Source organism: uncultured Schumannella sp. (assembly GCF_905479755.1).
Taxonomy (GTDB): Bacteria; Actinomycetota; Actinomycetes; order Actinomycetales; family Microbacteriaceae; genus DCRR01.
Genome location: NZ_CAJQNT010000004.1, coordinates 1 through 20,342 on the forward strand (window position 1 = coordinate 1; position 20,342 = coordinate 20,342).

A 20,342-nucleotide genomic window follows, 5' to 3' on the forward strand; every position below is an offset into this window, starting at 1 on the left:
AGCTCCCCGCCGGTTGAGTAGGCCGCAGGCCGTATCGAAACCGCGCCCCACCCGGGGCCTCGATACGTCGCGACGCGACTACTCGACCGCCAAGCTCCCCGCCGGTTGAGTAGGCCGCAGGCCGTATCGAAACCGCGCCCCCGCGGGTTGAGTAGCCGCGAAAGCGGCGTATCGAAACCCACGTCCCCGCCGGTTGAGTAGCCGCGAAAGCGGCGTATCGAAACCCACGTCTCCTGTGGATCGCGCCCGCGCCCGACGCCCTCACCGCGTCATCATCCGGGGATGATGGGCGTCTACATCCTGCGTTGCGGCGACGGCAGCTATTACGTCGGAAGCTCCCGCAACATCGAGCATCGGCTCTGGCAGCACTCCACCGGTGCCGGCAGCGCGTACACGGCTCGGCGGCAGCCGGTCGAGCTGGTCTTCGTGCAGGAGTTCGACCGCATCGATGACGCGTACGCCCGCGAGAAGCAACTCCAGGGCTGGTCGCGGCGGAAGCGTGAAGCGCTGATCGACTCGCGCTGGAATGAGCTGCCCGGGCTCAGCAGGAAGGTGTTCGGCGGCGAGTGAGGGCGGCCTGGGTTTCGATACGCGCCCGAAGGGCGCTACTCAACCCGCAGAACCCTGCGGTTTCGATACAGCGCCGCAGGCGCCTACTCAACCCGCGGAACCTTGCGGTTTCGATACGCGCCCGAAGGGCGCTACTCAACCCGCAGAACCCTGCGGTTTCGATACAGCGGCGCAGGCGCTGCTCAAGCGGCGAGCGGATGGGGACGCGAAAGGGCCCCGGTCCGAAGACCGGGGCCCTTCCGTCACCGCTTAGTACGCGGTGTAGGTGTTGTCGTCACCGTAGATGTAGATGCCGATCGACGCCTCGGTCGGGTCGCCGACCTCGTCGAACGTGATCGGGCCGGAGACACCGTCGTAGTCGGCAACGCCGCCTCCGAGGATGATGTCGGCGCACGCCTCGAAGGTCGTGCACTTCTCTCCGTCACCGGATCCACCGGAGACTTCCTGCAGCTTCGCCGCGACATCGGCACCCTCGGTCGAGCCGGCCGCGAGAGCGGCGAGCGAGAGGAGGATGACGGCGTCGTAGGACTCGGCCGCGTAGCTGTACTCGTCGAGCGCGTCCGAGCCCTCTTCCGCGAGGAAGGCGTCGAGTGCCGAGGTGAAGTCACCCAGGGTGTCGACGCTGAGGCCGGGCAGCGTGCCCTTGGCGCCCGTGAGGGTGCCGGCAGCGAACTCGTCACCGAAGTTGGCGAGGTTGCCGTCAACGAAGTAGAGCTTCTCCGCGGGGAAGTCGCTCACGACGTTCGGGATGATCGTCGAAACTTCGGCGAACGTGATCAGGGCGATCGCGTCGGGGTCCGCCGCGAGCACCTCCGAGATCTGCGCGTCGAAGGTCGTGTCACCCGTGTTGTAGGTCGGGGCCGCGACAACCTCGCCACCGGCGGCCTCGAAGGCCTCCGTGACGTACTTCGCGAGGCCGGTGCCGTACGAGTCGTTCAGCACGATCATGCCGAGCGTCTGGTTGCCGTCTTCCGCGATCAGGTTTCCGAGCACCTCACCCTGCAGGACGTCCGACGGGGCGGTACGGAAGTAGAGCCCGTTGTCGTCGTAGGTCGAGAAGGCGTCCGAGGTGTTGGCCGGCGAGAACTGGATCACGCCAGCACCCGTCACCTGGTCGATGAACTGAAGCGAGACACCCGAGGATGCCGCACCGAGAATCGCCGAGACGTCCTCGCCGAGGAGGCGGGGGATTTCGGTCTCGTAGGCCTTGTTGTCGGTGTCGCCCGAGTCGCCGTAGACGATCTCGAGGCTGAGGCCGGTGGTCTCGGCGTAGGCCGACACCTGGGAGGCCGCGTACGCGACGCCGGCTTCTTCCGGCGGGCCGAGGAACGCAAGGTTACCGGTCTGCGGAAGCGCGGTACCAATCTTGAGCGTCAGGTCTCCGGCCGGGGTCGACCCCTCGTCGGTCGGGGCGCAGCCGCTGAGCACGAGGGCGGTCGTCGCCAGAATTGCGACACCACCGATCGATGCCTTCAGCGACCGTGAACGAATGGCGTGAGCCTTCGTGCTGGTCATGTTGCTCCTCATCGTGTTCAGGACAGGGCGGTGCCGCGAGAGCAGCACTGCGTGGGTTTCACGCTACGGGGCGCAGCAACAACGAACAATTCATCACTGTTACAACCGTGTAACACGGTCCGAATCGTTATATTCGACGAATTTCGTCGCGATCAACCGATTTCGGTGCTCTTCCGGGTGAACTTGTTGTCGGAGCCGTACTGGTAGATGCCGTAGGAGCCGCGGGTCGGGTCACCGTTCTCGTCGAGATTCAGCACCCCGCTCAGGCCGTCGTAGTCGGCATCCGGTTCGGTGCGAAGCACCGAGGCGCACTCCCCGAAGCTCGTGCACTTGATGCCGCCGACGCTCGCGTCGATGAGCGCGGCGCGCAGCGCCAGGGAGTCGTCGCTCCCGGCGGTGACGGCGGCAAGCGCCGCGAGCACGGTCGCGTCGAACGCCTCGACCGAGTAGCGGTACTCGCTGACCTTGGGGTCTTCGCGCTTGATGAGGGCGCTGAACGCCTTGTCGCCGGGCGCTCCCTCGAGGATGGCGTTGGCGCCTTTCAGCGTTCCGGAGTCGAGCGACTGCGAGTAGTCGGCCATGTTGAGACTCGTGAGCCAGAGCTTCGAGCCGCCGAGCTTCGCCTTGGTGAGCGCCGTGATGTAGCTCCGCGTGACCTTGCCGTTGTCGGTGGTCGCGAGCACGACGGCGTCCGGCTCGGATGCTTGGATCTCGTCGATCACGTCGTCCACCTTGGAATCACTCGTGATGCGGATGCTGGCGACGAGTTCGCCCCCCGACTCCTCCAACGAGGTCGCCAGGGGCGACACCAGCGACTGCCCGTAGGGGCCGTCGACGTAGATCAGTGCCACGCGCTCCTGCTCGCGCTCCGGCAGTAGCGAACCGAGCACGACGCCCTGGTGGTCGTAGCTGGCGATGGTGCGGAACACCCAGTTGGCGGTGTCGAAGCTCGTCAGCTGGGGCGACGTCGCGGCGGGCGTGATGATCGGTATCCCCGCCTCCGCGGCGAGCGGGAGGAGGCGCAGCGTCAAGACGGAGGTCGACGGCCCGATGATCACGTCGACACCCTTGTCGACGAGTTCGGCGAAGCTCTTCTCGAGCTTCTTCTCTCCCGCGTCGGAGGAATCGCGGTGAACGACCTCGACCTTGGCGCCGAGTACACCGCCTTCGTCGTTGATCTGGCGGACAGCGGCGTTGACACCGGCGACCTGGCCGTCGCCGAGGTATTCCAGATCACCGGAGGTCGGGAACAGGGTGCCGATGCGCAGGACGCCGTCGCCGAGGGCCGTCGCGCTCGGCGTCGGGGTCGGCGTCGGCATCGCGACGCGCTCTTCGGCGCACGCCGAAAGCAGCGTGCCGGCGAGGACGAGCGCCGTCACGGCACCGAGTCGGGCGAGACCGCGCGGCATCCAGGCTCCTTTCGGCGAATGAGGCGACTGTACCTCGGCCTCAGAGCGGAGGCGGGGAGGCGCGACGGCTTGCGCGCCCCGCGCGCACCATATCGACCGAGAGGATCAGCAGCGCCAGCCACACAAGCGCGAACCCGATCCACCGCTCCAGCGGCATCGGTTCGTGGAGGACGGCGACGCCGATCACGAACTGCAGGATCGGGGTCAGATATTGGGCGAGCCCGACCGCGACCAGGGGCAGTCGGCGCGTGCCGGCGGCGAACAGCAGCAGCGGGATGGCGGTGACGACTCCCGCGGACAGCATCGCGAGCGTGTGCCCGGCCCCGTTCTCGCCGAATTCGAGCCCCGCCACGAGTGACACGATCACGAGCTGGGCGACCGCGAGGGGCGCGATGGCGGCGGTTTCGATGGTCAGGCCGCTCAGGGCATCCACTTGCGCACCGACGCGGTTTTTGACGTAGCCGTAGAGCCCGAACGAGGTCGCGAGGACGACCGCGATGATCGGGAACGTGCCGTACCCGATGGCGATGACCAGCACCGCGATCGCCGATATCCCGACCGCGACCCACTGCGCGGGTCGCAGCTTTTCGCGCAGCACGATCACGCCGAGCAGCACGGTTCCGATGGGGTTGATGAAGTAGCCGAGTGCGGCTTCGACGACACGGTCCTCGAACACGGCCAGCACGTAGAAGAGCCAGTTGACGTAGATCAGCGCACCCGCGAACGCCATGGTGGCGACGACGCGAGGTTGGCGAAGCAGCCCGACGATCGCGCGCCACCGCCGGAGGACTGTGATCACGAGGACACAGAAGACCAGCGAGAGCACGACCCGGAACGCGACGACTTCGAATGGCGTCGCGGGCGCGAGGAGCAGGAAGTAGAGCGGGAAGGCCCCCCAGAGCGCGTACGCCGAGATGACGAAGACGAGCCCGGCCCCTTGGCGCCGGGGCGCACGGGACGCGGAGACGGACGACACAACGGTCAGCGTACGTCCTCCGGAAACGCGAAAGGCCCCGATGGCGGAGCCACGGGGCCTTTCGGCGGATTCTCGTCGACTAGGAGCCGACGACCGCGAGCACGTCGCGAGCCGACAGCACGAGGTAGTCCTCGCCGCCGTACTTCACTTCGGTGCCACCGTACTTCGAGTAGATGACCTTGTCGCCGACGGCGACGTCGAGCGGAACGCGGTTGCCGTTGTCGTCGATGCGACCCGGTCCGACTGCCACGACTTCACCCTCCTGGGGCTTCTCCTTCGCGGTGTCGGGGATCACGAGACCCGACGCGGTGACCTGCTCAGCTTCGACCTGCTTGATGACGATGCGATCCTCGAGCGGCTTGATGGAGACCGACACGTGTGACCTCTTTCTGAAACTCATGGTTGGCACACTCCCACTGAGAGTGCCAGACCCACTATAGGGCCTGATTAGCAGTCGATCAACGCGAGTGCCAATCGCGGGTCTCCGCCCGGTAGCGTGGGGCGCATGGATGTCGCCGAACTGCGCGAGCTGCTGACCCCGGAGGGGTTGCGCCTGCTCGATGAGGTCGGCCCGATCGACTCCACCACCGACATCGTGAGCACCGTGGCACGGCTGCGCAAGGCGGGCCATGCACCCGGGCGCGTGGCGGCCGTGCTCGGCCAGGCGCGACTGCGCGCCAAGGCGAGCGCGAAGTTCGGCGACTTCGCCGACCGGATGCTGTTCACCCCGGAAGGCCTGGAACAGGCGACGAGGCTGCGGGTCGCCTCGGTGCACGCGGGGCGGTTCGCGGGCGCCGGAGTCGATGTGGTGGCCGACCTCGGCTGCGGCATCGGCGCCGACAGTCTCGCCCTGGCCGCCCTCGACCTCGGCGTGGTCGCGGTGGAGCGCGATGAGGTGACGGCCGCTCTCGCCGCCTACAACCTCGCCCCGTTCGCCTCGGCGCGGGTGGAGCACGGCGACGCGACCGAGGTCGACCTCGCGGGGGTGGGAGGCCTGTGGATCGATCCCGCGAGGCGATCCGGCGCTCGTCGCTTCACCGACCCGTCGGATTGGTCGCCTTCGCTCGACTGGGCGTTCGCGAGAGCCCGCGAGCTTCCGACGGGGATCAAGCTGGCCCCGGGCCTGGATCGCGAGCTGATTCCCGAGGACGTCGAGGCGCAATGGATCTCGGCCGATCACGAGGTGGTCGAACTGGTGCTCTGGTCGGGCGCACTCGCCCGCGACGGCGTTCGTCGCGCGGCGCTCGTGCTCGGTGCGCACGGCGCCGCCGAGCTCACCGCGCCCGGCGACAGCGCCGATGCCGAGGTGCGAGCGCTCGGCGAGTTCGTCGTGGAACCCGACGGGGCGGTCATCCGGGCGCGGCTGATCGGCGATCTCGCGCGCGCACTCGACGGCGGGATGCTCGACGAGACGATCGCCTGGATCACGACCGACACCGCACCCGAGACCCCGTTCGGTCAGGTTTTCCGGGTGCGCGAGCGCTTCCCGCTCGACGTCAAGACGCTCAAGCGCGAACTCGCGGCGCGCAAGATCGGAACGCTCGAGATCAAGAAGCGCGGGGTCGACATCGACCCCGCCGAGTTCCGGGTGCGGCTCTCCCTTGCGGGGCCGGAGAGCGCGACCCTCATCCTCACGCGCGTCGCGGGCGAACGCGTCGCGCTCCTCGCCGAGCGCGTCTGAGCGGACGTTCCCGAACACGATGACGGCGGGGGCGGCTGCTGCCTCCCCCGCCGTCGATCAGTGCTTAGTAGCCGTACGTGCCGTAGCTCGCCACCAAGATGAGCGGCAGGATGATCGACACGATCACGAAGATGATGTTGATCGCGATCGCGACGAATCCGGCGATGATGCCGACGAGCCACATCCACTTCGGGGCGGCGAGTTCCTTCTTCTTGCCCATGAATCCGAGGATCACCGCGGCGAGACCGCCGAGGAATCCGAGGACCGGGATGAGCGCGAACAGGAAGCTCGCGAGCCCGACGATGAACGAGATCAGGCTCAGCGTCTGGGCCGGACCGGGCGCGGGGGCCGGGGCCGCGGGCGGGGGCGTGGTGCTGTCAGTCATGGAGGTCTCCTTTTGATATGCACTGGTGTCCCAGCGCATCAATGCTTCCAGTGCTCCCGGAGGCTGTCAACGGAACGTGCGGCGCGCCGCGACCTGCGTCAGCGCCCGTCAGGACTGGATCGTCGTCACCGGCAGCGTCGAATCGGCCCCGATCTGAAGGCTCGACGGGGAATGTCCGGCCGCGATCAGTTGCGCCCCGAGCGCCGCGATCATCGCCCCATTGTCGGTGCACAGCGACAGGGGCGGGATGCGCAGCGCGACGCCCGCCTCGGCACAGCGCGCGGTTGCCACCTCGCGCAATCGTGCGTTGGCGACTACGCCACCCCCGAGCAGCAGGCGCGGGATGCCGTGAACCGCGCACGCATCCAGCGCCTTCGTGATCAGCACGTCGACCACCGCCTCACGGAAGCTCGCGGCGACGTCGGCGATCGCCGGGTCGTCGCCGCGATCGTGGGCCGCCTCAACGTAACGCGCAACCGAGGTCTTGAGCCCGGAGAACGAGAAGTCGTAGCGATGCTTCGCCTGATCCTTCGGCGCGGTGAGGCCGCGCGGGAACCGGATCGCGGTCGCGTCGCCGGCCGCCGCCGCACGATCGATCTGCGGGCCGCCGGGGTAGGGCAGTCCGAGCAGACGCGCGACCTTGTCGAAGGCCTCGCCGGCGGCGTCGTCGATCGTCTCGCCGAGCAGTTCGACGTCGCTCACGAGGTCGCGCACCAGCAGTAGCGAGGTGTGCCCACCCGAGACCAGCAGGGCGATGGTCGGCAGTTCGAGAGGTTCGTCGCCGGTGCCGCCGAGGAGGTCGGCGCCCACATGCCCGACGAGGTGGTTGACGGCGTAGAGCGGTCGATCGAGCGCGACCGCGAGCGCCTTCGCCGCACCGACCCCGACCATGAGCGCTCCGGCGAGCCCGGGGCCGTTGGTCACGGCGATCGCGTCGAGGTCGCCGAGGGCGACGTCCGCCTCGGCGAGCGCCGCGCGGATGGTCGGCTCGAGCGCCTCGAGGTGCGCCCGCGCGGCGATCTCCGGCACCACTCCGCCGAACCGCGCGTGCTCGTCCATCGAGGACGCGATGACGTTGGCGAGCAGCGTCTGGCCGCGCACGATCCCGACGCCGGTTTCGTCGCAGCTGGTCTCGATGCCGAGAACGAGTGGGTCGCTCATGCGGGCACCACCTCGGGGTCGGTGAAGACGAGTCGCATCACGATCGCATCGACGTCGTCGGGTTGGTAATAGCGCGGGCGCACGGCGATCGCGTCGAAGCCGTGCGCGCGGTAGAGCGCCTGCGCGGCAGGGTTGTCGTCCCGCACTTCGAGAAACACCTCGCGCATCCCGCGGTCTCGGGCCTCGGCCAACAGGATGCCCAGCAGGCGGCGACCGAGTCCTCGACGTCGCGCGTGCGGCGCCACCCCGATCGTCTGAATGTCGCCCTGTTCGGTGCCTCGCGGGGCGCGGAGACCGGCGTAACCGTCCACGGTGGTTCCGGTCTCGGCGACGACGTAGTAGCCGTGGGGCGAGGCGAGTTCCTCGGCCATCTGGCCTCGCGACCAGGCGTCGCCGGGAAAGAGCTCCGTCTCGAGATTCATGATCGCGTCGAGGTCGTCGGCGCGCGCGCGGCGCACGGTGTCGGTCATCCGGTCACCCGCTTCGGGGTCGACAGCGTGACGTCGGGCGCCCGCAAGTACAACGGCTCGGCGGCGCCAGAGCCCTCACCCCGCGCGCGCCGGGCGGCGGCCACCAGCCCGAGCGCTCCGGCGGGGATCTCGGCGGCGTCGATCCGCACGAAGTTGTTCGGCAGCCCCGCGGACGGCGGGCCGGCCTCACCCAACTCGGCCGCGAGGATGAGCGCCGGGCCCGCCAGCCGCACGGGGAGCCCGTCCGCATCCGGCAGGTCGTAGCTCGACCACGCCAGTTCGCGTCGACGCGCATCGGTCACGACGAGGAGCGGTCGCGCCGTGCCGGCCTGCGCGGCGGCAAAGGCGACGGCGTCGTGCGAGGCGACGGGCAACACGGGACGATCGATCCCGAGGGCGAACGCGCGCGCGGCGGCGATCCCGACGCGCAGACCCGTGAAGGGCCCCGGGCCCATGCCCGCCACGACGCCGCTCAGCTCTCTGGGGGCGATGCCCGTCTCGGCGAACACGCGCTCGATGAGCGTGCCGATCACCTCGGCGTGACGTCGAGTATCGACGACGGTGTGCTCGGCGAGCACCCCGCGATCCGGGTCCACGAGCGCCACGCTCGTGCCCGTGGAGGTGTCGATGGCGAGAAGCACGGATCGAGCCTAGTTCGACGGATCCGCGTCGAGCGCAGCGTAGAGCGCGCCCTCGAGTTCGCGGCCCCGTTCGCCCACCCCGATCACCCGCACGGCGCGCGGCTCATCGGCCAGCTCGGGGTCGGCGTCGGCATCAACGACGTCGGCGCCGCCGTGCGGCCGCTCGATCTCGATCCCCAGCCACGCCTCGATGTCGTCGAGTTTTCCGGCGCCCCACTCGACGACGACGATCGAGCCGTCGAGATCGAGATCGAGATCGTCGACGTCGCGTCCCGAGCTCAAGCGGTAAGCGTCGACATGCACGAGGGGCACACCGCTCGCGGTGGGGTGTTCGCGTGCGAGCACGAATGTCGGGCTCGTGATGGCTCCGCGCGCGCCGAGCGCCGCGCCCAAGCCCCGCGTGAAGGTCGTCTTGCCCGCGCCGAGTTCGCCGTCCAGGCGCACCAGGTCGCCGGCCCGCAGCAGCGGCGCCAGGCGGGCGCCGAACGACTCCATCGCCTCGGCATCCGGGATGATCAGATCAAACATCGAGCTCCCCGACCGGTGTTCGCGTGACGCGCGGTCCGACCCGGGTCACGATCTCGTAGTTGATGGTGCCGGCCCACTCGGCCCACTCGTCGGCGCTCGGCGCCCCCGCGGCGGGGTCGCCCCACAGCACCGCGCGGTCGCCGACCTGTACGGCGGCCTCGCCGACATCGACCAAGAACTGGTCCATCGCGATCCGCCCGACGACCGGATACCGCACCCCCGCGATCGCGACCTCGGCCCCGCGGTTGGAGGCGCTGCGCGGCACCCCGTCGGCGTAGCCGAGCGGAATAAGCGCGAGCGTCGTCGGCGCCGGCGTGCGATAGGTGTAGCCGTAGGACACCCCCGCTCCTTGGGGGACTCGGCGGACGGCGGCCACGCTCCCGGCCAGCTCCATCACGGGGCGAAGCCCCAGCGCGGCGATGTCGACGCTCGGATCCGGAGCCTGCCCGTACATGGCGATGCCCACGCGCACCATGTCGAACCGCGCCTCGGGGGTCGTGATGGCCGCCTGGCTCGCCGCGAGGTGACACAACTCGGGGGCGAGGCCGGCGGCGCGCGCCAGGTCCACCGAGGCGGTGAACCGGGCTCGCTGCAGCGCATCCTCGTCGGCGCTCGTGTTGGACAGGTGAGAGAAGATTCCGCGCACGACCAGCCGGCCGGCACGTTCGAGCTCGGCCGCGCGCGCGACGAGTTCGATCCAGTCCTCGGGGGCGCAGCCGTTGCGGCTGAGGCCGGTGTCGATCTTGAGATGCACGCGTCCGCCGTCGTGTGCGGCGACCCGGTCGAGCTGGGCGAGCGAGCTGACGCCGAGATCGATGCCGGCCGCGACCGCGCCGGTCATGTCGGCCTCGGGGCCGTGAAGCCAGGCGAGCAGCGGCACGTCGAGGCCCGCCGCGCGCAGCGCGAGCGCCTCCTCGACGTCGGCGACGCCGAGCCAGTCCGCCCCGGCCTCGACCGCGGCGCGCGCCACTAGTTCGGCACCGTGTCCGTAGCCTTCCGCCTTCACGACGGCGAGCACGCGCGCGGGGGCCACGAGCTCACGCAGCACGCGGATGTTCTCGCGCACCGCCTCGAGGTCGATGCGCGCCTCGCGCACGGGCGAGGTCACGCGGAAGCCTCGGCGATCACCTGGGCGATCGCGATGCCGGCGTCGTGCGACATCGTGAGGTGCAGCGCCGTGATGCCTCGGCGCTCCATGATCTGCGAGACGGCCCCGCCGACACGGAAGGAGGGATTGCCCTCGGTGTCGCGCACGACCTCCATGTCGTGCCAGGCGACGCCGTCCGTCTCGCCGAGCGCCTTCATGAGCGCCTCTTTCGCGGCGAAGCGCCCCGCGAGTGAGCGCAGCGGCAGCTCGCGCCCCTCGTGCACAAGTTCGCTCTCAGCGAACAAGCGGGCGCGCAGGCGCGGGGTGCGATCGACCGCCCGCTCGAAGCGGGCGAGGTCGACGATGTCGATCCCGATCCCCGCGATCATCGTCTGGCGCCTACTCGACCGTGACCGACTTGGCCAGGTTGCGCGGCTGGTCCACGTCGAGCCCCTTGGCGCTCGCCAATTCCATGCCGAAGATGTGCAGCGGCGCGACCGCGAGCAGCGGCTCGAACATGGGAGCCGCGAGCGGGATGCGGATCACCTCATCGGCGTGCGCCACCACCTCAACGTCGCCGAGCTCGGCGATCGCGATCACCCGAGCGCCGCGCGCGCGGATCTCCTGAATGTTCGACACGACCTTCTTGTGCAACGACCCGGGGTCGCGCGGACTCGGCACCACGACGAAGACGATCTGACCCGGTTCGATCAGCGCGATCGGTCCGTGCTTGAGCTCCCCCGCGGCGAAGCCCTCGGCGTGGATGTACGCGAGCTCCTTGAGCTTCAGCGCCCCCTCGAGCGCGATCGGATACCCGACGTGGCGACCGAGGAAGAGCACCGACTGGGTGTCGCCCATCCAGCGCGCGAAGTCGGCGATCCGCTCCGAACCGCTCGCCACGACCTCGGCGAGCTTCTCCGGCACCGCCTGCAGTTCGGCGACGTTCTCGGCGATGCCCTCCGGGCTCAGCGTGCCGCGCCGGGCGGCCAGGTCCAGCCCGAGCAGGTAGAGCGCCGTCACCTGCGCGACGAAGGCCTTCGTCGAGGCCACCGCCACCTCGGGTCCCGCGTGCGTGTAGAGCACCGCATCCGACTCGCGTGGAATCGTCGCCCCTTGCGTGTTGCAGATCGACAGCGTCCGCGCGCCGCGTTCGCGCGCGTACTTGACGGCCATCAGCGTGTCCATCGTCTCGCCCGACTGGCTCACCGACACGACGAGCGTGCGCTCATCCAGCACCGGCTCGCGGTAGCGGAACTCATGGCTCAACTCGACATCGACGGGAACGCGCGCCCAGGCCTCGATCGCGTACTTACCGACCATTCCCGCGTAGGCGGCGGTGCCGCAGGCGATCACGATCACGCGATTGACTTCGGCGAGCATGTCGGCGAGGGGGTCCAGCTCGGGCAGTGTGACGACGCCGTCGTGCACGCGACCGAGCAGCGTCTTCTCGACCGCCTCCGGCTCTTCGCTGATCTCCTTCTTCATGAAGCTCGACCAGCCGCCCTTTTCGGCCGCGGACGCGTCCCACGAGATCTCGAACTCCTTCGCCTCCACCGGCGCGCCCGCGAAATCGGTGACGACCACCGAATCCGGTCGGATCGTCACGACCTCGTCCTGCCCGATCTCCATCGCCCGACGCGTGTGCTCGACGAAGGCCGCGACGTCGGAGCCGAGGAAGTTCTCGCCGTCGCCGAGCCCGATCACGAGCGGCGAGTTGCGGCGAGCGCCGACCACCACGCCGGGCTCGTCCTGGTGCACCACCAGCAGGGTGAAGGCGCCCTCGAGGCGAACCGCGACCGCGCGCAGCGCCGCCGTCAGGTCGCCGGTCTCGCGGTAGGCGCGTCCGACCAGAAGAGCGGCGACCTCGGAGTCGGTCTCACTCGTGAAGGAATCTCCCGCATCCAGCAGCTCCTGCTTCAGCTCGGAGAAGTTCTCGATGATGCCGTTGTGGATCAGCGCCAGCTTGCCGTCGTCACCGAGGTGCGGATGCGCGTTGCCGTCGGTGGGCCCGCCGTGCGTCGCCCAGCGCGTGTGGCCGATGCCGGTGTGACCATCGCTGAGGTTCGCCGCCTCGAGGTCGTCGACGAGCACGCCGAGCTTGCCCGCGCGCTTGCGCGTGCCCAGCACCCCCGCGTCGTCGAGCACCGCGACGCCCGCGGAGTCGTACCCGCGATACTCGAGCCGCTTCAGGCCGCCCAGCAGCACCTTGACACTGCTACCCGGCCCGACGTACCCCACGATGCCACACATGCTGTCGATTCTAGGCGGGCGAAGCGGCACTATCCTGAGGGGGATGTCCGACGCCCATTCCTCCGGCAACGGGGCGACTCCGTTCCTGGAGCTCGATCGCGGGGACTGGGCCGCTCTCGCGCCGCGCACCTCGCAGCCGTTCCGCCCCGACGAGCTCGCGAAGATCGCCGGAATCGGCGAGCGCCTCGATGTGGCCGAAGTCGCCGAGGTCTACGCGCCGCTCAGCGGGCTGCTGAACCTGTACGCCACGAATTCGCGCTCGCTGCGCACCGACGTCGCCGGATTCCTGCGCCAGACCCCGCAGCACACCCCGTTCGTAATCGGGGTCGCCGGTTCGGTCGCGGTCGGCAAGTCGACCACCGCGCGATTGCTTCGCGAGCTACTCGCCGGTTGGGTGGGCACTCCCCGCGTCGAACTCGTGACCACCGACGGGTTCCTCTACCCGAACGCCGAACTCGAACGCCGCGGCCTATTGCGTCGCAAAGGGTTCCCCGAGAGCTACGACCGGCGCGCGCTGCTGCGCTTCGTCTCCCTCGTGAAGAGCGGAGTGGCCGAGGTTCACGCCCCCGTCTACTCGCACCTCGTCTACGACATCGTCGCCGGCGAGCAGATCACCGTGCGGCGCCCCGACGTGCTGATCGTGGAGGGGCTCAACGTGCTACAGCCACCCTCCGGCGGCGCCCGCCTCGCCGTGAGCGACCTGTTCGACTTCTCGGTCTACGTGGATGCCCGCACCGCCGACATCGAGCGCTGGTACGTCGAGCGCTTCCTGCGGTTGCAACGCGGCGCGTTCGCCGACCCCGACTCTTACTTCCACCGCTACGCCGACCTCGCCGAGGACGAGGCCGTGGCGACGGCCCGCTCGATCTGGGCCGAGATCAATGGTCCGAACCTCGAACACAACGTGCTGCCGACGCGCGCGCGCGCCGACCTGGTGCTGCGCAAGGCCGCCGATCACACCGTGTCGAGCGTGCTGCTGCGCAAGATCTAGGCCTCGAAGGGCTCCAGCACGAAGATCGGGATCACGCGGTCCGTCTTGGTCGCGTATTCCGCATAGTCGGGCCAGGTGGCGACGGCGCGCTGCCACCAGAGTGCGCGCTCCTCGCCGCTCACCTCACGGGCGCGATAGTCCTTTTTGACCGGACCGTCCTGCAGCTCGACATGCGGGGTCTTCACGATGTTCCAGTACCAGACCGGATGCTTCGGGGCGCCCCCCAGGGAGGCCACCACCGCGTAGGAGCCCTCGTGCTCGATCCGCATGAGCGCGGTCTTGCGGAGCATCCCCGACTTGGCCCCCACGGTCGTCAGCACGATCACCGGCCGACCGCGCAGCTCGTTCGCGTCGGTCCCGCCCGATCGCTCGTAGCGCTCGGCCTGCTCGCGCGCCCACTCTGAGGTGCTCGGTGCGTACTCGCCGGTCAGGGGCATGATTCCTCCTCGTCGGGCGACGCGGAGTTCAGTCGTCGGCGCCCAGGCTCGTGCGGACAACCTCGGCGAGTTGTTCCGCAATCCGTTCCGCGGTGGCCTGTTCGGCCGCCTCCACCATGACACGAACCAGGGGTTCGGTGCCGGAGGGACGCAACAGGACCCGCCCGGTCTCACCGAGTTCCGCCTCCGCGGCGGCCACCGCATCCGCGATGGCGGCGTCGGCGCCAAGGCCGCGGTGGTTGACGCCACGCACGTTGATGAGCACCTGGGGGAACACCGTCATCACCCGCGCCAGTTCGGCGAGCGTCTTGCCGCTGCGCGCCATTTCGGCGGCCAGTTGCAGTCCGGTGAGGATGCCGTCGCCCGTGGTCGCATGGTGGCGGAAGATGACGTGGCCCGACTGCTCGCCGCCGAGCGACAGCCCGCGTGCGCTGAGCTCTTCGAGCACGTAGCGGTCGCCGACGGCTGTCTCGATCATGGTGATGCCGCGCTCGCGCATCGCGACGCGCAACCCGAGGTTGCTCATCACCGTCGCCACCAGGGTGTCGTCGGCGAGTTCACCGCGCTCGTGCATCGCGGTGGCGAGGATCGCCATGATCTGGTCGCCGTCGACGACGTTCCCGTCGGCGTCGACCGCGAGGCAGCGATCGGCGTCGCCGTCGTGCGCGATCCCGATGTCGGCGCCGTGCTCGCGCACCGCCGCCGCGACCGTCTCCAGGTAGGTGGAGCCGACGCCGTCGTTGATGTTGAGGCCGTCGGGGTCGCTGCCGATCACCGTGACCTGGGCGCCCGCATCCGCGAACACCCGGGGTGAAATGCCGGCCGCCGCGCCGTGGGCGCAGTCGATGACGACGTGCAGACCGTTCAGCCGGGTGGTGCCGAGCGTGCCGAGCAGATGCACGACGTAGCGGTCTTCCGCGTCGGCGAACCGGCGGATGCGTCCGACCCCGCCGCCGGTGGGCGTCAGCTTGGGGCGGTCGAGCGCTCGCTCGATGCGGTCTTCGACCTCGTCGGGAAGCTTCACTCCCCCGAGCGCGAAGAACTTGATGCCGTTGTCGGCCGCCGGGTTGTGCGAGGCCGACACCATGACACCGAAGTCGGCGCCGACGTCGTCGACCAGAAACGCGCAGGCTGGCGTCGGAATGACGCCCGCGTCGAGCACGTCGATGCCCGAACTGGCGAGCCCCGCGGCGACGGCCGCGCCGATGAACTCGCCCGAGACGCGCGGATCGCGCGCGAGGACGGCTTTCGAGCGCAGACCCTGCGCTTTCAGCTCGTCCGCGTGCCGCCCCTGGGTGAGGACGACCGCGGCGGCCTGAGCGAGGCCGAGGGCGAGCCCGGCGGTGATCACCTCACCGTTGGCAAGCCCTCGGACCCCGTCAGTACCGAAGAGACGCGACATCGCGTTCCTCCCGAAGTGGGATTAACGCTTCGAGAACTGCGACGCCTTGCGGGCCTTCTTGAGACCGGCCTTCTTGCGCTCGATGACGCGCGCGTCGCGGGTCAGGAAGCCCGCCTTCTTGAGCGCCGGGCGGTTGTTGTCGCGGTCGATCTCGTTGAGCGCGCGAGCGATCGCGAGACGCAGCGCACCGGCCTGACCCGAGGGGCCACCGCCGGTGATCTTCGCGATCACGTCGTAGCTGCCGAGGAGCTCGAGGACCTTGAACGGGTCGTTGATGAGCTGCTGGTGGAGCTTGTTCGGGAAGTACTCCTCGAACGTGCGTCCGTTGACCGTGAACGAGCCGCCGCCGGGAACGAGGCGCACGCGCGCGATCGCTTCCTTGCGTCGGCCGACGGCCGCGCCGGGAACGTTGAGGGGTGCGCGCACGGGGGCCGCAGCCGCCTCGGCAGGGGTCTCGGTGCTGTAGCTCTGGGCGAGCTCCGGGGCCAGGGAATCTTCGATCTTCGCCATGGTGTCGTGAATCCTTGAAATCGTCCGGCCGGCGCTACTGCGCGACCTGGGTCAGGGTGTAGGTCTTGGGCTGCTGCGCGGCGTGCGGGTGCTCGGCACCGGCGTAGACCTTCAGCTTCTTGATCTGGGCGCGGCCCAGCGAGTTCTTCGGAAGCATTCCGCGGATGGCCTTCTCCACGGCGCGCGTGGGGTGCTTCTCGAGCATCTCCACGTAGGTCGTCGCGGTGAGGCCGCCCGGGTAGCCCGAGTGGCGGTAGGCCAACTTCTTCTCGAGCTTCTGGCCGGTGAGGGCCACCTTCTCGGCGTTGACGATGATCACGAAGTCACCCATGTCCATGTGCGGAGCAAAGGTGGGCTTGTGCTTGCCACGAAGGATCGCGGCGGCGTGGCTGGCAAGACGTCCGAGCACGATGTCGGTCGCGTCGATGACGACCCACTCGCGCTTGATGTCCGCCGGCGTGGGGCTGAACGTACGCGTCACGGAATGACTGCTTTCTGTCGAGGTGTTCGTGAATCCCACTCCGGTGTGCGTTCCTCGTGGATCACGGGGAACCCAGCGGTGGAGGGCTCAATTGTGGCCGCGGGTGCAGACACAACTTCGTAAGAGTAGTCGATCTCGCCCGGCGCGGTCAAACCGTGGGGCTGTCACTCCTCGAGCGCGCGCCGGGCGCGCGTCTGCTCGGCGCGCGCCGCCAGCTCCGCCTCGTCGGGGTAGCCCACCTCCACGAGCGTGAGCCCGTGGGCGGGGAGCACCTTGAACGCCGAGGTTCGGGTCGCGGCGTCGCGGAGGTCGACGAGCTCCGCCGTCTCGAGCTTGTGCGCGCCGGATGCGGTGGCGGCCCCCACCAGAGCGCGCACCATGCTGTGGCAGAACGCGTCCGCTCGCACCTCGGCGACGATGACGCCGTGCTCGTCACGGCGCCACTCGAACTGCTGGAGCGTGCGAATGGTGGTCGCCCCCGGGCGCGGTTTGCAGAAGCTCGCGAAGTCGCGCAGGCCGAGGAGCATGCGTGCGGCCTCGTTCATCCGCTCCACGTCGAGTTCGTCGAGCGTCCACAGGGTCGAGCGCCGTAGGCGCGGGTCTTTCGCGGCGAGCAGATCGGCGATGCGGTACTCGTAGCGTCGCCAGCTCGCCGAGAACCGCGCATCGAAACCGGGGGCCGCGGGGGTCGCCCGCGCGACGTACAGGTCTCCCGCGGCACCCGCGAGCCCGTTGAGGCGCCGCACGAGCGAGGAGATCGCCACCGCGGGGTCGTCGGTCGAGCGGACCCCGCGCCGGGCGACGCGCAACCGGCCGAGTTGCGCCGGCGTGAGCTCGAGATGCGCCACCTGCCCCGTGGCGTGCACCCCCACGTCGGTGCGCCCCGCGACGACCAGGGTCGGCGCAGGCAGGTGCCGAGAGAACAGCGTCGCGAGGGCAGCCTCGAGCTCCCCCTGCACCGTGCGGAGCCCGGGCTGCTTGGCCCAGCCGTGAAAGTCGGTGCCGTCGTAGGCGAGATCCAGGCGCACGCGCACGGAGGGCGCGGAGGCATCCGGGAAATTCACCCTGAGAGTCTAGGCCGCGCCCGCTTCCGCGCGGTCAACCCTGCAGTGCGGCTAGACCTCCTCGACGTGCGCCACCGAGCGCGAGGTCGCGGTGAAGCCCATCCCCGTGTACAGCCCCAACGCACCGCTCGGGTTCTCGCTGTCGACGTCGAGCGCAATCCTTTCGTGCCCGGCGGCTCGCGCGGCGCGCATCACCTCGGCGAGTAGCACCGGCGCGACTCCCCGTCGGCGCCAGTCACGCACGACACCGACGAGCCCGATGTAGCCGCCGACGTAGCCCTGTCGTGCGAAGTCGTCGGGGTTGACTTCCGTTGTGACGAAGCCGATCACGCGATCGCCGTCCCACGCCAGCAGGGACAGCTCCGGCGCACGCGTCGGCAGGTTCCAGCCCGACTCCCACTGCTCCGCCGTCGTCGGTTGGCTCCCCCAGTGGTCGCGAAACGCGTCGTTCTTGGCCTCGCGCACCGCGTCACGATCCTCGTCGCGCGGAACGGCGAGCCGCAGACCCTCGGGAACCTCGAGGTCGGGGATGGGCTCGGTGAGGTCCCGTCGAAGCTGCGAGAACCAGCGCACGAGCGGCATGCCGGCGCGTTCGAACAGGCGCGAGGCATCCGGCGCGCGCTCCTCGGTGTACGCCATGATCCATCCGGGCATCGCCTCGTCGGAGCCGGCAAGCTGCTGACGCGCCCGCTGGCGCTGCCAGGCGAGCAGCTGACGGCCGAGACCCCGGCCGCGGTGCTCCGGGTGCACCCCGCCGAACAGGATGGACCGCACGATCGTTTCGGGGTCCGGCGGCGCGAGCACGTGACCAAACGCCACGAACCCGTCGGCGCTCTCGCCGATCAGGGTGTCGCGTTTCAGATCGACCCAGGGATGCGCGAACTCCTCGGCGACCTCCTCGAGGGTCTCGACCCATTCCGGATGGTCGGCCGCCGCGAGGGCGCCGTAAAAGTCGACCACGGCGCGCACGTCGTCGTGCGTCGCGGGGCGCCAGGTGATGCCTGCGCTATCGGCGGGCGGCCGTGGTTCGTCGACCGCCCCGAGGCGGTCACGCAGCGAACTGCTCGTCATGGCTCGAATGTACTCGCGCGGCGGTGCCACGGCGAGACAACAATGGGGGCCCCGCGGGGCCCCCATTGCGTGTCGAAACGTTCGACTACTTCTCGTCGCTCTCCGCGGCAGCATCCTCAACGGGCGCGTCCTCGGCGGGAGCATCCGCCGCGGCGGCCTCCTCAACGGGGGCCTCCTCAACGGGGGCTTCCTCAACGGGCGCCTCCGCCTTGGCGGGCGCGGCCTTCGCCGGCTTGGCCTTCTTGGTGACGGGCTCAAGAACGAGCTCGATCACGGCCATCGGCGCGTTGTCGCCCTTGCGGTAGCCGGTCTTCGTGATGCGGGTGTAGCCGCCCTCACGCTCGGCAACGAGCGGCGCGATCTCGGTGAAGAGCTCGTGCACGACCCCCTTGTCCGAGATGATCGACAGCACGCGACGGCGCGCGTGCAGGTCGCCGCGCTTGGCGAACGTGATGAGACGCTCCGCGAGCGGACGCAGGCGCTTGGCCTTCGTCTCGGTCGTCTGGATGCTCTTGTGAGTGAAGAGCGCCGCCGCGAGGTTCGCGAGGAGCAGACGCTCGTGGGCGGGTCCGCCTCCGAGGCGGGGTCCCTTCGTGGGCTTAGGCATGTCGTTTTTCCTTGGTTTCCTAGCTCAGAAGCGGCGGGGCGGCCGGCTTTAGAGGTTCTCTTCCTCGTCGTATCCGCCGTAGAAGTGTGCGCCGTCAAAGCCGGGCACGCTGTCCTTGAGCGAAAGGCCCATCTCAACGAGCTTGTCCTTCACCTCATCGACCGACTTCTGGCCGAAGTTGCGAATGTTCATCAGCTGCGTCTCGGAGAGCGCCACGAGCTCACTCACCGTGTTGATGCCCTCGCGCTTGAGGCAGTTGTAGCTGCGCACCGACAGGTCGAGGTCCTCGATCGGCATGCTGAGCTCGCTCGAGAGAACGGCTTCGGCCGGGGCCGGGCCGATCTCGATGCCCTCGGCCGCGGTGTTCAGCTCGCGAGCGAGGCCGAACAGCTCGGTGAGGGTGCGACCGGCCGACGCGATCGCGTCGCGCGGGCTGATCGCCGGCTTCGTCTCGACGTCGACGACCAGGCGGTCGAAGTCGGTGCGCTCACCGGCACGCGTGGCCTCCACGCGGTAGGTGACCTTGAGCACGGGCGAGTAGATCGAGTCGATCGGGATCTGGCCCGCTTCGCTGAACTCGCTGCGGTTCTGGGTCGCCGAGACGTAGCCGCGGCCGCGCTCGATGGTGAGTTCGAGGTCGAACTTCGCCTTGTCGTTGAGCGTCGCGATGACGAGCTCGGGGTTGTGGATCTCAACCCCGGCCGGCGCCGAGATGTCGGCGGCCGTGACCTGGCCGGCACCCTGCTTGCGCAGGTACGCCGTGATCGGCTCGTCGTGCTCGCTCGAGACGACGAGGTTCTTGATGTTCAGAACGATCTCGACGACGTCTTCCTTCACACCGGGAACGGTGGAGAACTCGTGCTGGATGCCGTCGAGACGGATGCTCGTGACCGCAGCACCCGGGATCGACGAGAGCAGCGTGCGACGCAGCGAGTTGCCGAGCGTGTAGCCGAAGCCGGGCTCGAGGGGCTCGATGATGAAGCGCGAACGGAACTCCGAGATGTTCTCCTCGGACAGAGTGGGACGCTGTGCAATCAGCACGGTGGTGTTTCCTTTCGGCGAGAGCGTCCGCCATATGACGCTCACGGGAAGACGGCGGGTGGCTG

The 20,342-nt window shown here is 69.3% G+C and carries 23 protein-coding genes; 3 read left to right on the forward strand and 20 right to left on the reverse strand.

Annotated features, from left to right (window positions below):
• Positions 1 to 282: 282 nt before the first annotated feature.
• Positions 283 to 570, forward strand: a complete 288-nt coding sequence (locus QZ258_RS01235) for a GIY-YIG nuclease family protein (RefSeq protein ID WP_294178307.1) — start codon at positions 283 to 285, stop codon at positions 568 to 570.
• 249 nt (positions 571 to 819) lie between these two features.
• Here the strand turns inward: QZ258_RS01235 and QZ258_RS01240 are convergent, their stop codons facing one another.
• From QZ258_RS01240 to groES, 4 genes are all read right to left on the reverse strand, one after another.
• Entirely contained in the window at positions 820 to 2,085 is a 1,266-nt protein-coding gene (locus QZ258_RS01240) for an ABC transporter substrate-binding protein (RefSeq protein ID WP_294178309.1), read from the reverse strand.
• A gap of 152 nt (positions 2,086 to 2,237) precedes the next feature.
• Positions 2,238 to 3,494, reverse strand: coding sequence for an ABC transporter substrate-binding protein (locus QZ258_RS01245; RefSeq protein ID WP_294178310.1), 1,257 nt, complete (start codon positions 3,492 to 3,494; stop codon positions 2,238 to 2,240).
• Between the two features lie 40 nt (positions 3,495 to 3,534).
• Entirely contained in the window at positions 3,535 to 4,470 is a 936-nt protein-coding gene (gene rarD / locus QZ258_RS01250) for an EamA family transporter RarD (RefSeq protein ID WP_294178311.1), read from the reverse strand.
• A 79-nt stretch (positions 4,471 to 4,549) separates the two neighbouring features.
• Positions 4,550 to 4,846 carry a co-chaperone GroES gene (groES, locus tag QZ258_RS01255; protein WP_294178312.1) on the reverse strand — a complete coding sequence of 99 codons (297 nt, stop codon included), beginning with the start codon at positions 4,844 to 4,846 and terminating at the stop codon, positions 4,550 to 4,552.
• 129 nt (positions 4,847 to 4,975) lie between these two features.
• Between groES and QZ258_RS01260 the strand changes: the two genes are divergently transcribed.
• Entirely contained in the window at positions 4,976 to 6,151 is a 1,176-nt protein-coding gene (locus tag QZ258_RS01260) for a class I SAM-dependent methyltransferase (protein WP_294178314.1), read from the forward strand.
• A 64-nt stretch (positions 6,152 to 6,215) separates the two neighbouring features.
• Here the strand turns inward: QZ258_RS01260 and QZ258_RS01265 are convergent, their stop codons facing one another.
• From QZ258_RS01265 to glmS, 8 genes are all read right to left on the reverse strand, one after another.
• The gene (locus tag QZ258_RS01265) at positions 6,216 to 6,536 is read right to left on the reverse strand and encodes a hypothetical protein (RefSeq protein WP_294178315.1); all 321 of its coding nucleotides are present in this window, start codon (positions 6,534 to 6,536) and stop codon (positions 6,216 to 6,218) included.
• Between the two features lie 108 nt (positions 6,537 to 6,644).
• Positions 6,645 to 7,697 (reverse strand): tRNA (adenosine(37)-N6)-threonylcarbamoyltransferase complex transferase subunit TsaD, encoded by a 1,053-nt coding sequence (gene tsaD / locus QZ258_RS01270; protein ID WP_294178316.1) that lies wholly within the window; start codon positions 7,695 to 7,697, stop codon positions 6,645 to 6,647.
• Complete coding sequence (gene rimI, locus QZ258_RS01275; RefSeq protein WP_294178317.1) at positions 7,694 to 8,167, reverse strand: ribosomal protein S18-alanine N-acetyltransferase; 474 nt, start codon at positions 8,165 to 8,167, stop codon at positions 7,694 to 7,696. The genes tsaD and rimI overlap by 4 nt, the downstream gene beginning before the upstream one ends.
• A complete protein-coding gene (gene tsaB, locus QZ258_RS01280) occupies positions 8,164 to 8,808 on the reverse strand; it encodes a tRNA (adenosine(37)-N6)-threonylcarbamoyltransferase complex dimerization subunit type 1 TsaB (RefSeq protein WP_294178318.1) in 645 nt (214 codons plus the stop codon). Before tsaB ends, rimI begins: the two co-directional genes overlap by 4 nt.
• A 9-nt stretch (positions 8,809 to 8,817) precedes the next feature.
• On the reverse strand, positions 8,818 to 9,336 hold the full coding sequence (tsaE, locus tag QZ258_RS01285) for a tRNA (adenosine(37)-N6)-threonylcarbamoyltransferase complex ATPase subunit type 1 TsaE (protein ID WP_294178320.1): 519 nt from the start codon (positions 9,334 to 9,336) through the stop codon (positions 8,818 to 8,820).
• Positions 9,329 to 10,444 (reverse strand): alanine racemase, encoded by a 1,116-nt coding sequence (alr, locus tag QZ258_RS01290; RefSeq protein ID WP_294178322.1) that lies wholly within the window; start codon positions 10,442 to 10,444, stop codon positions 9,329 to 9,331. Before alr ends, tsaE begins: the two co-directional genes overlap by 8 nt.
• Positions 10,441 to 10,812, reverse strand: a complete 372-nt coding sequence (locus QZ258_RS01295) for a holo-ACP synthase (protein ID WP_294178324.1) — start codon at positions 10,810 to 10,812, stop codon at positions 10,441 to 10,443. The genes alr and QZ258_RS01295 overlap by 4 nt, the downstream gene beginning before the upstream one ends.
• A 10-nt stretch (positions 10,813 to 10,822) precedes the next feature.
• Positions 10,823 to 12,673, reverse strand: coding sequence for a glutamine--fructose-6-phosphate transaminase (isomerizing) (gene glmS, locus QZ258_RS01300; protein ID WP_294178325.1), 1,851 nt, complete (start codon positions 12,671 to 12,673; stop codon positions 10,823 to 10,825).
• A 43-nt stretch (positions 12,674 to 12,716) separates the two neighbouring features.
• On the opposite strand from glmS, the gene coaA reads away from it, so the two are divergent.
• On the forward strand, positions 12,717 to 13,664 hold the full coding sequence (coaA, locus tag QZ258_RS01305) for a type I pantothenate kinase (protein ID WP_294178326.1): 948 nt from the start codon (positions 12,717 to 12,719) through the stop codon (positions 13,662 to 13,664).
• Here coaA and QZ258_RS01310 read toward each other — a convergent pair.
• The 8 genes from QZ258_RS01310 to QZ258_RS01345 all read right to left on the reverse strand — a co-directional run bounded on the left by QZ258_RS01310 (position 13,661) and on the right by QZ258_RS01345 (position 20,277).
• Complete coding sequence (locus tag QZ258_RS01310; protein WP_294178327.1) at positions 13,661 to 14,101, reverse strand: nitroreductase family deazaflavin-dependent oxidoreductase; 441 nt, start codon at positions 14,099 to 14,101, stop codon at positions 13,661 to 13,663. The two genes, coaA and QZ258_RS01310, sit on opposite strands and share 4 nt — an antisense overlap.
• 28 nt (positions 14,102 to 14,129) lie before the next feature.
• Complete coding sequence (gene glmM / locus QZ258_RS01315) at positions 14,130 to 15,503, reverse strand: phosphoglucosamine mutase (RefSeq protein WP_294178328.1); 1,374 nt, start codon at positions 15,501 to 15,503, stop codon at positions 14,130 to 14,132.
• 21 nt (positions 15,504 to 15,524) lie between these two features.
• Positions 15,525 to 16,013: a 30S ribosomal protein S9 gene (rpsI, locus tag QZ258_RS01320; protein WP_294178329.1), complete on the reverse strand. Its 489-nt coding sequence runs from the start codon at positions 16,011 to 16,013 to the stop codon at positions 15,525 to 15,527.
• 34 nt (positions 16,014 to 16,047) lie between these two features.
• Positions 16,048 to 16,494, reverse strand: a complete 447-nt coding sequence (gene rplM / locus QZ258_RS01325) for a 50S ribosomal protein L13 (protein WP_294178330.1) — start codon at positions 16,492 to 16,494, stop codon at positions 16,048 to 16,050.
• A 164-nt stretch (positions 16,495 to 16,658) separates the two neighbouring features.
• A complete protein-coding gene (gene truA, locus QZ258_RS01330) occupies positions 16,659 to 17,558 on the reverse strand; it encodes a tRNA pseudouridine(38-40) synthase TruA (RefSeq protein ID WP_294178331.1) in 900 nt (299 codons plus the stop codon).
• A 51-nt stretch (positions 17,559 to 17,609) separates the two neighbouring features.
• Entirely contained in the window at positions 17,610 to 18,629 is a 1,020-nt protein-coding gene (locus QZ258_RS01335; RefSeq protein WP_294178332.1) for a GNAT family N-acetyltransferase, read from the reverse strand.
• 85 nt (positions 18,630 to 18,714) lie between these two features.
• Entirely contained in the window at positions 18,715 to 19,236 is a 522-nt protein-coding gene (rplQ, locus tag QZ258_RS01340) for a 50S ribosomal protein L17 (RefSeq protein ID WP_294178333.1), read from the reverse strand.
• 48 nt (positions 19,237 to 19,284) lie between these two features.
• On the reverse strand, positions 19,285 to 20,277 hold the full coding sequence (locus QZ258_RS01345) for a DNA-directed RNA polymerase subunit alpha (protein ID WP_294178334.1): 993 nt from the start codon (positions 20,275 to 20,277) through the stop codon (positions 19,285 to 19,287).
• Between the last annotated feature and the right edge of the window lie 65 nt (positions 20,278 to 20,342).

What these genes read in the sequence shown, in the direction of transcription:
- rimI (WP_294178317.1), bottom strand. Translation starts at nt 8,167, where the DNA reads ATGACCGACACCGTGCGCCGCGCGCGCGCCGACGACCTCGACGCGATC.
- QZ258_RS01240 (WP_294178309.1), bottom strand. Translation starts at nt 2,085, where the DNA reads ATGACCAGCACGAAGGCTCACGCCATTCGTTCACGGTCGCTGAAGGCA.
- QZ258_RS01265 (WP_294178315.1), bottom strand. Translation starts at nt 6,536, where the DNA reads ATGACTGACAGCACCACGCCCCCGCCCGCGGCCCCGGCCCCCGCGCCC.
- QZ258_RS01310 (WP_294178327.1), bottom strand. Translation starts at nt 14,101, where the DNA reads ATGCCCCTGACCGGCGAGTACGCACCGAGCACCTCAGAGTGGGCGCGC.
- glmS (WP_294178325.1), bottom strand. Translation starts at nt 12,673, where the DNA reads ATGTGTGGCATCGTGGGGTACGTCGGGCCGGGTAGCAGTGTCAAGGTG.
- glmM (WP_294178328.1), bottom strand. Translation starts at nt 15,503, where the DNA reads ATGTCGCGTCTCTTCGGTACTGACGGGGTCCGAGGGCTTGCCAACGGT.
- tsaE (WP_294178320.1), bottom strand. Translation starts at nt 9,336, where the DNA reads ATGTTTGATCTGATCATCCCGGATGCCGAGGCGATGGAGTCGTTCGGC.
- tsaD (WP_294178316.1), bottom strand. Translation starts at nt 7,697, where the DNA reads ATGAGCGACCCACTCGTTCTCGGCATCGAGACCAGCTGCGACGAAACC.
- QZ258_RS01245 (WP_294178310.1), bottom strand. Translation starts at nt 3,494, where the DNA reads ATGCCGCGCGGTCTCGCCCGACTCGGTGCCGTGACGGCGCTCGTCCTC.
- QZ258_RS01260 (WP_294178314.1), top strand. Translation starts at nt 4,976, where the DNA reads ATGGATGTCGCCGAACTGCGCGAGCTGCTGACCCCGGAGGGGTTGCGC.
- coaA (WP_294178326.1), top strand. Translation starts at nt 12,717, where the DNA reads ATGTCCGACGCCCATTCCTCCGGCAACGGGGCGACTCCGTTCCTGGAG.
- QZ258_RS01335 (WP_294178332.1), bottom strand. Translation starts at nt 18,629, where the DNA reads ATGACGAGCAGTTCGCTGCGTGACCGCCTCGGGGCGGTCGACGAACCA.
- QZ258_RS01235 (WP_294178307.1), top strand. Translation starts at nt 283, where the DNA reads ATGATGGGCGTCTACATCCTGCGTTGCGGCGACGGCAGCTATTACGTC.
- rpsI (WP_294178329.1), bottom strand. Translation starts at nt 16,013, where the DNA reads ATGGCGAAGATCGAAGATTCCCTGGCCCCGGAGCTCGCCCAGAGCTAC.
- QZ258_RS01295 (WP_294178324.1), bottom strand. Translation starts at nt 10,812, where the DNA reads ATGATCGCGGGGATCGGGATCGACATCGTCGACCTCGCCCGCTTCGAG.
- rplQ (WP_294178333.1), bottom strand. Translation starts at nt 19,236, where the DNA reads ATGCCTAAGCCCACGAAGGGACCCCGCCTCGGAGGCGGACCCGCCCAC.